Here is an 11,963-nt window from a genome sequence, read left to right on the forward strand (position 1 = left end):
TCGTGCAAGGGATAATCAATGCAAAAATGCATGCTACTGTGGTTTGTGGCTGGGCTTTGGCTGAGCCCGTTTGTGGCACATGGCAGTGAATGGCAAACCATTTCTACGCCACATTTTAAGGTACACTTTCAACCCCAGCATCAAATATGGGCTCAAGCCACGGCATCTGAATTAGAGAAAGTACGTTCAGATGTGCTGGCGCAACAATCCCGTGCACTCCATGTTATAACCGATGCAATCATCTTAGATCCCTTCAATTTACCTAATGGGTATGCGCTGCCCAGTTCAGATAGTCCTTTTATGGTGCTGTATGTTACGCCGCCGCAATCAGACATGGAAATCGCCCATCACCAAAGTTGGTTAGAGTTATTAGTGCTGCATGAATACATTCACTTAGTGCATTTATCTCAACCTAGTAGGCATAGTTACAAGCAGTGGCTGCGGGATTTAAATGACGGCTATGATTTGGCTACCGCTGCATTGCCGCGTTGGGTCGCAGAGGGGTATGCCACATTGCAAGAATCTAAATTGACTGGTAAAGGTCGGCTGTTTGATAATTACAGTGAAGCATTACTGCGAGTGTTTGCTCGCGAGGGGGCTTTGTTACCCTATGCCGCTTTGAATTTTGGTGATGGAAGTTATCGCGCCAGCGCAATGGCATATTTACTCGGATCTCGATTTTTGGCTTGGTTAGAGGCGGGTTATGGTCAAAAAACGTTGGACGCCGTGTGGACTCGAGTTGTGGCAGTTGAACCTCGTAGTTTTGAGTCTGCGTTCAGCGGTGTGTTTGGCCAAACTGCACAAAAGTTGTACCGTCGTTTTATTGCTGAGTTTACCTACCAAGCAATGCAAGAAGAACAGCAGATGGAACCCGTTGCGAGTGATGAATTTATGCGTTTCTCTTTTGCCGCTCGTGATGTTCAGCTATCGCCAAGCCTGCGTAAGTTTGTTGTGGTTGAAACGGATAAACAGGGTAATACACGCTTAAAAGTGTATGCCAGTGAGAAGAATGACGTAGCAATGGCTAAGTTTACACAGCGCCAAGCTGCGCTGTTAGAGCGTGACCCCAACGACATCCCCGATAAGCAACCAGAATCATTTTTACACGAAGTATTGGCAGCTTATACGCCTATTAATTTCTCAGGTGTCTCCTATCCACAATGGCTAGACGAAGAAACGCTTTATTTTGTAGTAAGAAATAAAAGCCAATCAGGCAGCCTTATCAACGATTTATATCGCTGGCATATTTCAAGTGATCACGCGGAACGTGTATCCCATGATTTGGGGGTGCGCCGTTTTACCATCGTCAATCAAACAGAGGTCATTGCTGAGCGAGTCTTAAATGGGTTCTCACAATTGGTTCGCTTTAATTTACAGACACAGGAAGTGACCCGCCTATTTGAAAGTAAATTGGACACCGTATTTGATTATCCGGTAGTGGATAGTGCTGGACGCCAACTAGCGTTTATGAAGCAAACGCCAGAGCTGGGGTGGCAGGTGCATATTACATCTGTTGATGCGCCGCATAAGCAAGCTACAATAGTCCCGCTTCCTAAAAATACGCAATATGTTACGGCACCAAAGTGGCATCATGACTTGAATACGCTGTACTTTATTGCTGGACGCCAGGGCGGCTTAGGTGTCTACCAGTATGATTTATCTGAGCGAATTTTGCGTCAGCTCAGTGCTGGATATCATGTATATGAAGAAGTCGTCGGCTACCTGGAAGAGCAGCTATTATTTTTAGAGAGCACAGCCTATGGTACCAAGCTTTCTGCACTGTCCGTGTCGCCGCAGCGGCCTCCAATTGAAACAACTCAAACACCGAACAGCGCAGTTAAGTCTGATAAAGTGCGATCAGTGGGTGAGTTTCCTATCGAGCCTTATCAAGCTTTAGATCAGGATTGGGCTGTGACGCTAGCGGCGCATGGTGCTTCAGCAAGTGAATACAGCTTAGGGGTTGGCATGGCGGGTTCAGATATACTGAAAAAGTACCGCTGGCAACTGGGTGTGAATGCGAGTCCCAGCAACGACTTCTTAAGAGGAGTTTATGCTGATCTACAATACTCTACTGACAATATTCAAATCCATAACGCGCTGCGGGTTTTTGATTTAAATCCCGACAAACAAGCTGATGAACGGATGACAGATCAAGCGCATTTTGACGGCTGGTCAAATACCCTTGAGCTCACTACTTTAAGAGAAGGCGATAAATGGCACTGGCAACCCAGTCTCGGTTGGCATGCTGAGAAACACGCATCCAGCTTGCACCACAGCTATTGGCTCGGTAGCCAGCTTTCATATAGGTATGACCGGCAATCTTTCGCATTTGGGTTGAGTATGGATGCGGCTCATATTTGGGGAGAAAACCAAGGACATCGATTTACACTAGGGGGGTATGCCAAGCTCTGGGAGTGGCCCTTTTTTTTGAAGTCCAGCAATCGATATCGAACCTCTGCGGCGTTACAGCTTGGAGGGTATGATGTGAACAGTATTTATAATGGTATTGGCGCCGCGATAGTACAAAGTGCCGAATTACCTTATTTCTTTGCCACAGGGCAACATTATTTAGGGTATGAATTTGCCACTAGCTGGAAGCTTGGGATGCCACGTTTGTTTATCAAGCGTCATCGTTTAGATAGCGAATTCATCGCACAAAGTTGGGGTGCTAAGTGGCAACTTGATCTGAGTCGAAAGGTGTTGGGCTCAGCGGCACAGTTTGCACCTGCAGGGGTATCTAACTTGCGTTTGGATATCGGGCTCAGTCGAGTGGTCAGTGATGAATTTGAAGATGAATGGCGCGCCTGGTTTGGTCTCTGGCATGCTATGTAAGCTACTCATGCGGCATAAAAAGGCGGACTGACGTCCGCCTTAACAATTGGTTGGTTTGTTAGAACTAATTGACTTATTCAGTGTAGCTGGCAATAAGTTTTACGCCAGAATATGCGCTATATCCACGCAACATAATCCAGTATTTACCTGCGCCACCTGTGATGTTACATGTTTCACTATTACCCCAGCGATAAGGGCGGCAGTCATAAGTTGATGTGGTCGGTTTGTCACCTTTTCGTACATACAGATCGGCATCACCAGAGCCGCCAGAAATACTCACCGTTACATTAGATGCACCGGCTGGTAGGTCGAGGTAATAGAATGCAGTATCAGATCGCGCACCACTCAACCCCTCTTTGGCAACCCCATTGATGAGTTTCGCAGGGTCGTTATTAGGGTCTACCAATGTGACCTGTTTTGATGTTGTGGCTGATGCGCCACTTGTATCTGTTACCGTTAACGAGACATTGTACACGCCATAGGAAGCATAGTTGTGGTTGACAGTAGCACCAAAACCATTGCTTGAAGCGTCGCCATAGCTCCACTCGTATTGGCTAATTGCACCATTTGGAGAACTTGACGCACTGCCATCAAAACTACAACTTAGCGCATTACAGCTGAGCGAGAAGTCAGCAACAGGCATAGGGTCGCTATTGTTGTCGCCATCAGGGATTTGGTTATTGAAGTGTGATGCCACTTTTGGCCAAATCAAGCTGACTTTTGCCCCCTTGTTATGGCAGCCGCCCAAGTGATGTAGCGCGATGACCTTATTACTTGACGCCGCTAGGACAGGTGAGCCAGAAGAACCACCTATGGTGTCACAGTAGTAACCTAGATCTGTACCAGTCCCTCTGCCATTGGCATTGGCATTATTAACTGAACATAAGCCATCGGTGTCGCGATCTGACTCAATAGACAGCTCTTTCGGATTACCCGAACCGTGTTGAGGGATATAGATGCGCTCACCTTGTGTCGCATTGCGCACATCTAAGCCAAAGTAACCAAATGGTTGAGCTTTGGCGAAATCGTTAATCGTGAATAACGTATAATCAAGGGTATAGTCTGTTGATAGAAAGTCTTTACCTGTTACTTTCACCACGGTCTCAAGTGTCGAGCCATTACACGACGTATGTTGATAGTTAAACCAAACCTCAGTGTTGGATAACTCTGACGCACTTTCTACACAGTGGTTGTTGGTAAACATGCGGTTATCTGGGCCAACACGCCAGCCTGTGCACAATCCACTACCATTCATCAGCAGGCGTGCAACAGGGCGGCTACGCTCAAATTCAGTAGAGTGACTGCTTGCCCAGCACTGGACGTCCTTTCTTTCCATCGCACCACAGGTAGAGCTGATCCCTACGTCCGCTGCGGGCGCCATGTGTAGTTCATTTTCAATACCATGGTCATAGTAATCGATGATGGCGTTTTGACTTACTGTGTTCTGAGTGCCAGGTGTGTACTCTACAACTGCGGTGTCCGCAGAAATAGACATGGCAGAGAAACTAGTGACACCATCATCGCCTTGACTGAGTGTTGCCGCACGCATATTTTGTTCAGTGTATTCATAGCGCTCACTGCCATCCTCTGAACGGACCACCAATTTGCCACCGCCCGCTAAGCTAATGTTTTTAAAATGTAGCTTTAAATAGCTCGCATTAGGGTGGGAGACTTTTTGGGTGATAACTTGAGTTGCATTGTCACCAGAGAATGTCGCGATGGCTTGAGGCTGAATTTCTAAATTTAATTCAGCACGTTTACCAATGGTAGCCATGCTTGTTTTGCTGGTGTATTGCATCATTTGTGCTTCGGTGAGCGCAGTTGTTTGCGCAACGCTGCTCGCGGATGCGAGCGCGAGCGCTGATAGTAAATAACGAGTTTTCATTTATGTTCCTTGTTAGTGTGGTGTTGAATAAAAATTAAACATCCACAAAACAAAATAATCCTATAAAACCCAATTGTAAAGAAAATGATAATCAAATATTTTTATTGTGTGTGTTTTTACTTGTTGCTTGGGATCGCATCTCGTTTAGCTTGAAAAAGTGCGCGCTTTTCAGGATCGGAAGACTTTTCAACCGCCAATGCGAGTAAACGTTCAGTCATTTCGATTTCGCCTTTCGCATAATAAATACGCGCAAGTTCGAAATAGGGCTCAGGAATGTAGGGGGCTTCAATGATGACATCTTTAAGCTCTTTTATTGCTTTGTTATATTTGCCTTTTTTTGCAGAGCGTTGCGCCAGCTGAATTTTGTCAAAGGGAGTTGTAGCGCTGCTATCTAAACTTGCTTCTAGATACTCAACAAGTACATGGTCTGCTTGTTTTTTTGCCAGTGATAGATAATTTGCCAGTAAATTTTGACTAATAAGTTGATGCGTTTTTGCGTATCCAAAAATCTCTAATGCTTGGGCTTGTTGACCTGTTCGGCGATGTAAAACGGCGGCAATGTTAATAAGCTCAGGGTCATAAGGGGTATAATTAAGTGCTTTTGTTAATAAGCTGTAGCTTTTATCAAACTGCTCATCCAGCAAAGCATCAACGGATTTATTGGCATAATATTTAGCAACTAAATCCTGATAACTTGCCGTATCTATGAAAAAGCTGTCTTGGGCTGGAAAGTAATCAACGACAGTACCTGCGCGGATAATCTCAAATTCGTTTGGAGAAGTAGTTACTTTAGGTGCTAATAACTTAGTGCGGAAGTGATTTGAAATTAGGATGGTGTTATTGTCTTTGCGAAAGACCGGAATAGTTCCAACTTCTCTAAAGGTTGTCTCTACTTGCGCTAAATTGGCATAGGCTTGGGTTAATATCGCCAGTGAAATGCAGTTTCCCTCATTTCGTGTTAAAGACTCCTGCGCTGTTAATGTTTCGCCGTCATAAGTGAACTGGTCTAAGCGTTGTTCAAGATAGTTAAAGACTGCCTTATCAGCCCTTATCCCTCGATTTACTTCTTCATTAAAGTAGGCCATAAACTTCTGTTGTTCTTGTTCTGACAGCAAGAATATTTCAGACTCTTCAATTGTTGGTTGAGGTAGAAATGTATTTTCACTAAAGAGTGTGTTGACGTGAGGCATGGTTGTTTCAGGTACTTCTTTTGAGATATTACAAGCACTTAAAAGAAAAAATATAGGGAGTAGTACCAAGCTTTTCATCATAAAAATAGTTCCTTCAAGATGATAAACGACCTCTACTTTATGTCAGAAATTCGATTGATTATCAACAAAATAAAAAGAAGCTAAACCCAAGTGGCGAGTGTGTGCAGCGACTTATGCATAACTCAGATATTACGCCGTTGCAATTACGGAATTGACACGCGATATTTTCGAATGTGAGACATGTAAATATTACGGCTTATTTTAAGTTTCTGAAATATATGGCTTTTAAATTTGGTACGTTTCTCGCTCTGCAGTCACTCGATATCACTTTTGATGTCGAACTTTTATGAAGAGTGAATAATGTATGGATATAAACCTAGCGCCGCGTCGGTACGCTAAAGCGCGAAAATATCGCGGTGTTTTAATGGGACTGGTCTGTTTGACCGTAAGTCTTGTGGTGTTTTGGAGTCAATTGGACTCGACGGTGAATGTCGACCGTCAGTCGCTAATCTTCGATTCTGCGGTGCGAGGTCCATTAGCTATAAAAGTGCAGGCGTTTGGCATACTGAAGAGTGCCCGTCAGCAAACGATTACGACACCAAGTGCCGGTATTGTCATGGCAATTATGCGAAAGGCGGGTGAGCCGGTTAATAAGGGAGATGTGATAGCGGTACTGAGTAATGATGATTTGGACCTGCGGCTAACGAAAATGCAGCAACACCTTGAGGCAGTCCAAATACAATATGAATTAGATAAGATTAGACAGCATCGTGAGGTACTTACCGAACAAGCGAAGTTGGCCAGCATCCGTGGCAAGCTCGCGACATTACAAATTCGTTATCGAGCGCAGGAAGATTTGGCAAAACAGGGTGTTGTATCTCAATTGTCATTTTTACAGACGCAAGCTGAACGGGACAGTCTAAGGTTGCAGTTAAACAATGCACAAGAACGTATTGTGCAATTACAAGATATGCATCACAAAGAATTGGCCATCACAAAAAACAAAGTCGTACTAAAAGCGCAGGAGTTGAAGGCTTTAAATCGCAAGATTATGGCCCTTGAAATACGCGCGCCGAGTGATGGCGTCATAGAGAGCATGCCGCTGGGGTTAGGCGAAAGCGTGCTAAGAGGCGGTATTATTGCATCGATGGGCAGCCAAAATGAGCTGACTGCTGTCTTGCAAGTCGCCCAGACGGATGCGCAGAAAATCCAATTAGGGCAAGCGGTTGAAATAAAGGTTGGAGAACAAACCGCTGCGGCACAGATCTCGCGTATTGACCCAGTTGTAACCAATCACAGTGTTTTAGTTGAGGCTGCAATACTTAATGAGGTGCCTACTGCCGCAAGGCCGAAACTGAGTGTAGAAGCTGTAATCACCGTCGAAAATTTACTAGATGTGGTATACATTCGTCAGCCTGTAGGTTCATTCACCCGTCAAACTGGGCGCATATATCGGGTTTTAAAAGAAGGCAAGTCGGAGCTAATTGACGTCGTATTTGGTCGTCAATCGGGGCGTTATATCATTGTTGAGCAAGGCCTTAATGCTGGAGATACAGTGATTTTATCAGACCTTAAGCACCTTGTTCAGCAAGGTGCTAGCCTCGTGATTCAATAGGAGTAGGCATGAAAAAAATTATTGAGATGTCCGGCATCGGCAAAGTATTTGAAACAACAGATGTGCATACGCATGCGTTAAGAAATATCGATATTACTATTGCTCAAGGAGAGTTTGTCTCGGTATCGGGTCCTTCAGGGTGTGGTAAATCGACTTTATTATCCATTATGGGACTGTTAGAGCCTGCCACTTCGGGCCGTTATCTATTAGCAGGCAATCCCATTGATTCATTGACAACAGATCAGCGAGCAGAATTTAGAAATAATCACATTGGTTTTATCTTTCAATCGTTCAACCTAGTCGACTCAATGACGGTATTCGAAAATACTGCGCTACCTTTGCGCTATCGAGAACCAAAACCTAGCGTACACACAGTCAGAGAGGGAGTGAAGGCGTGCTTGGAGAAAGTCGGGCTATCTCATCGAATGATGCATACGCCGAGTCAACTATCTGGTGGACAGCAACAGCGCGTTGCCATTGCTAGAGCCTTGGTGACGGAGCCGAGTATTTTGTTAGTTGATGAAGCGACTGGCAACCTCGACTCGAAAAGTGGTGATGCTGTGATGTCTTTGATTGGCGAGCTGCATCGGCAGGGCACGACTATTTGCATGGTGACCCACGATGCTCGCTATGCAGATATGGCGTCAAGGCAAATTAAGCTTTTTGATGGCGAATTGCTCGGTACGGTGCACAGATCAGCGGTGCCATCACCATCAGGTTTATGGTCGTTGTAGCGAGAGGAAACGCCAGATGTGGAATGAACAGCGCAGTGCGTTTTTGGCACTATTAAATAATGTCAGATTTACTTTGCCATTTGTGTTTTTGCTGGCGCTTGCCCTTGCGGGTGGGGTGTTGGTGAGTTTAATTGCTTGGCATGCGTATGCGCCACTGCCTTATAAGGATGCAAATAGAATTGTTTGGTTGCAAGGTTCTATGGCTGATCAACAGGGGCAGCCTATCATGAATAAAGCTTTGTCGAACATTGCTGCTCAGTATATTGCTGACAATACATCTCAGCTGGATTTAGTAGCCCCTATTTTCTTTGCTGAGAGCTTGTTAGAGAGGCATCGAGCACAACCACGCGTTAATGTGGCATATACCTATTCTAGCTATTTTGAGTTATTTGGGCTGACGTTGCGCGCAGGACGCTACTTTGGTCAACATCCGAATGACACTCGCGTGAAAAAAGAGGTCGTCGTGAGTGAATGCTTTGCACATCGCTTTTTGAAAAAGAGTGACGAGCCGTGGCGAACAGCCAGCGACCTTCTTGCGCGCACCATTCAATTAGATAAGCAGACATACCATGTCGTTGGGATAGTTGAATGTAGTGAACGTATCCCACAATTAAAAAGTGCAAATCATCAAACAGATATTTTTATTAATTTTACTGGCGTGGTTGACCGTGAAAAACCACTGTCTGAACACCTCTCAGTGCGACACGAAACGTTTGTGGTAGGCCGGCTTAAAGCGGGGACCTTGATTAAACCCGTGGCCAAGGATGTGGTTGCACACCTCAATAAAAAGTTTAGTGAGGGTTTAGTTAGTATGGGTCATGGCAAAGGGATGCAATTGAGCTTTGAATATCAGCCGTTGAAAGGACTGATAAAAGGTGAGATTCAAAGTATCGGCAATTGGCTGTTGTTAGGTGGGTTAGCGTTATTATTCATCACTTTAGTTAACCTGTTTGTCTATTACTTGCTTGACTTCAAAAAACAGCAAACAGAATTGGCATTGAAAGTGACCCTAGGTGCTAAAGAGGGAGTTTTGCGCAAGGCGCACTATCGTCAACTTGGCACGGTGTTTTTGGTCTCGGCAATGGGCGCCATATTACTGAGTGAGTTTGGTATAGCCATGATTCGGGTGCTTTCTGCGGATACCTATGCGCATATGAATTGGCTGCACTTGTATTGGTGGCATCACTTAATCATGATCGCGATTGCACTGGCCGTATCATTTGGCTTTGCGCATTGTGGGTTTGCTCAGCTATCGTTTTTCCGTTTACATAACCAGCTTCAAGGTAGCGGAAAAGGGCAAGCAAAGCAGCTGCCAGTATGGCTAAGCAGCAGCGTATTAGTAATTCAGCTGAGTGTGGGGTTAGTTGTACTGTGTTTGAGTTTTTGGCTATTTGTATATTTTGCAAATCGCTTATTTGTTCCAACGGGCCTTGATCCCAGTGGAGTGATGTTTGTTGAGCGCCAACAATATTCATGGGGCCAAAGTAGTACAGAGGTGAGTGCTCGCAAACAAGTGTTTCTCGCCAATCAGCGAGCATTGCTGGCCCATCCAAAAGTTGAAGCTGTGGCGCTGAGTGCGATTGCGCCATTCAATACAAGTTATGTCGCGCGTGTGGGGACGACCCCTAAAAGTGCTGAACATATTGCGATGAATTCGCAGCTTGTTGGTGCTGGCTATTTTGACTTGCTATCCATGCAACTCTTAGCTGGGCGTGATTTTAATCAGCAGGATATAGATGCACGCAATGGAGCAATTATAAATCGCACGGCAGCGCACCTACTCGCACTGGGTGAGACAGATATTGGGAAATGGATTTATCAAGGAAATCAAGCACCAGTACGTTTACTTGGTATAGTGGATAACATCTTCACGCATAAAACGGGGGCTCCTGCAACCGTGTATTTCCCACATAACTACTATGAGACCAATTTACTGATAAAACTCAGAGCCGGTCACGTTATGCGCAAAGAAGAGGTTGTTCATGTACTGAAACGTCAAGAAATCACACAAAACATCAGTCGGTTTGATGCGCTTGCGTCCCAAGTCGCAGAGCTTAATAAGTCTGCGAAGCTCAGCTTATTCGGCGGCGTTGGGTTGTGTTTTTTAATTATCGTTCAAGTCGTTGTAGGTTTATATGGATTGCTTGGTAACCTTGCTCACAGTGAGCGTCCTGTGTTGCGTATTAAGCAGCAATTAGGCGCGAAAGGTAAGCATTTGATGCGTGAGCAAGTGTTACTTCGATTGAGGCATTTTTTGCTAGCAACACTGATGGCAACAAGTGTAATTTTAATGGTTGCCAGTGTTATATCAAATACGGTGCCAATATTATTAATTTGCTACTTATTGGCATTGCTCATTATCTTTAGCTTACTGTTTTTTATAGATATACACCATGTCTATCGACAGTTTAAAAAAGATTGAAGAGTTGTAACAGATTCTTACAAATGTCACACCCTGCATGACACAAATCTTGATAAGATAGCAGTAGGAAATTATCAATAGGTGCGGTCATGCAAGCAAACACACTAAAATGGATATTACCCTTCGTTGCGTTGGGTATCGGTATCGCTGGGTTTATGGGAATAAATGCCGTGGCAAAAGGCGATGAAGAGTCGGATGTCGTTGACACAAGGCCTATCGTTGAGGTTGAAGCTTTACAAGCTCAAGATCACCAAGTGGTGATTAACAGTTATGGCGAAGTACAGCCTTTAGAGCAAACCATGCTGTCAGTGCAGGTTTCAGGTGAAATAGACTATTGGCATCCAAACTTTGTCGCCGGTGGTGTGATCAACAAAGGCGATGTGCTCTTAAAAATAGAAACAGACAATTATCAAGCCGCTGTATTACAAGCTGAGGCAGCGCTTTCTAGTGCACAGGCGCAATTGATTGAAGAGCAAGCATTAGCGGATGTTGCAGCCGATGAGGCCAAACGCTTTCCTAACAAAAAACACACCGACCTGTTCCTTCGCAAGCCCCAACTCCTGAGCGCGAAGGCTGCGGTTAAATCCGCTCAAGCTGCATTGAGCCGAGCACAGCGTGATTTAGACAACTGTGAAGTCGTTGCCCCATTTAATGCGCTTGTTGTATCTAGAGACGTTGGCCTAGGTCAGTTTGTGAATACAGGTGCAGCGGTTGCAAGGCTTAACAACATTGAGCAAGCAGAGATAATTATTCCGATTGCTGGTTTTGATTCTATTTTCTTGCCAGAAAATGTATCTGGTATAGAAGCGACATTGTCTCAAAAAGGTCTCAACGGATTTACGCGCCAAGCATACATTCATCGCGACTTAGGTGTAGTCGATCAACAGACTCGTATGAATAACCTAGTCGTTCGTATTGATGACCCATATGGGCTTACCAACAATGCTCCGGCAATTAAATTTGGCACCTATGTACAAGTTCAATTTGCTGGCAAGACGTTAAGACAAATCTACCGCCTTCCTCAGGAGTTAGTAAACAATCAAACGGTGTGGTTACTAAACTCTGACGCTGAGTTAGAACCACGTGCAGTACAAGTTATACGTGAAGAAGGTGCATATTACCTAGTGGGTGAAGGTCTTTCTAATAGCGACACTGTTGTTGTGACTTTACCTGAATACCCGCAACGCGGCATGGCCGTTAAAGTTGCTGGTAGTGAGCAGGGTAAAGGAGAGTCTGATAATGTGGGAAAGCTGTAACGGCAGGG

General features: G+C 44.8%; 7 protein-coding genes. 5 read left to right on the top strand and 2 right to left on the bottom strand.

Annotated elements, in window-relative coordinates:
• Positions 1–18: 18 nt before the first annotated feature.
• Complete coding sequence (locus N480_RS04905; RefSeq protein WP_063371430.1) at positions 19–2,832, top strand: TolB family protein; 2,814 nt, start codon at positions 19–21, stop codon at positions 2,830–2,832.
• Positions 2,833–2,905: 73 nt separating this feature from the next.
• Here N480_RS04905 and N480_RS04910 read toward each other — a convergent pair whose 3' ends face one another.
• Positions 2,906–4,717 (bottom strand): PKD domain-containing protein, encoded by a 1,812-nt coding sequence (locus N480_RS04910; protein ID WP_063371431.1) that lies wholly within the window; start codon positions 4,715–4,717, stop codon positions 2,906–2,908.
• A gap of 116 nt (positions 4,718–4,833) precedes the next feature.
• A complete protein-coding gene (locus N480_RS04915) occupies positions 4,834–5,988 on the bottom strand; it encodes a tetratricopeptide repeat protein (RefSeq protein WP_081231755.1) in 1,155 nt (384 codons plus the stop codon).
• Positions 5,989–6,292: 304 nt separating this feature from the next.
• Between N480_RS04915 and N480_RS04920 the strand changes: the two genes are divergently transcribed.
• The 4 genes from N480_RS04920 (at position 6,293) to N480_RS04935 (ending at position 11,955) form a co-directional block, all read left to right on the top strand.
• Entirely contained in the window at positions 6,293–7,543 is a 1,251-nt protein-coding gene (locus N480_RS04920; protein WP_063371432.1) for an efflux RND transporter periplasmic adaptor subunit, read from the top strand.
• 8 nt (positions 7,544–7,551) lie between these two features.
• Positions 7,552–8,277 (top strand): ABC transporter ATP-binding protein, encoded by a 726-nt coding sequence (locus N480_RS04925; RefSeq protein ID WP_196761454.1) that lies wholly within the window; start codon positions 7,552–7,554, stop codon positions 8,275–8,277.
• A gap of 16 nt (positions 8,278–8,293) precedes the next feature.
• Positions 8,294–10,699, top strand: a complete 2,406-nt coding sequence (locus N480_RS04930) for an ABC transporter permease (protein WP_063371433.1) — start codon at positions 8,294–8,296, stop codon at positions 10,697–10,699.
• 89 nt (positions 10,700–10,788) lie between these two features.
• Complete coding sequence (locus tag N480_RS04935) at positions 10,789–11,955, top strand: efflux RND transporter periplasmic adaptor subunit (RefSeq protein ID WP_063371434.1); 1,167 nt, start codon at positions 10,789–10,791, stop codon at positions 11,953–11,955.
• Positions 11,956–11,963: the final 8 nt, after the last annotated feature.

Source organism: Pseudoalteromonas luteoviolacea S2607, assembly GCF_001625575.1.
Lineage (GTDB): Bacteria > Pseudomonadota > Gammaproteobacteria > Enterobacterales > Alteromonadaceae > Pseudoalteromonas > Pseudoalteromonas luteoviolacea_E.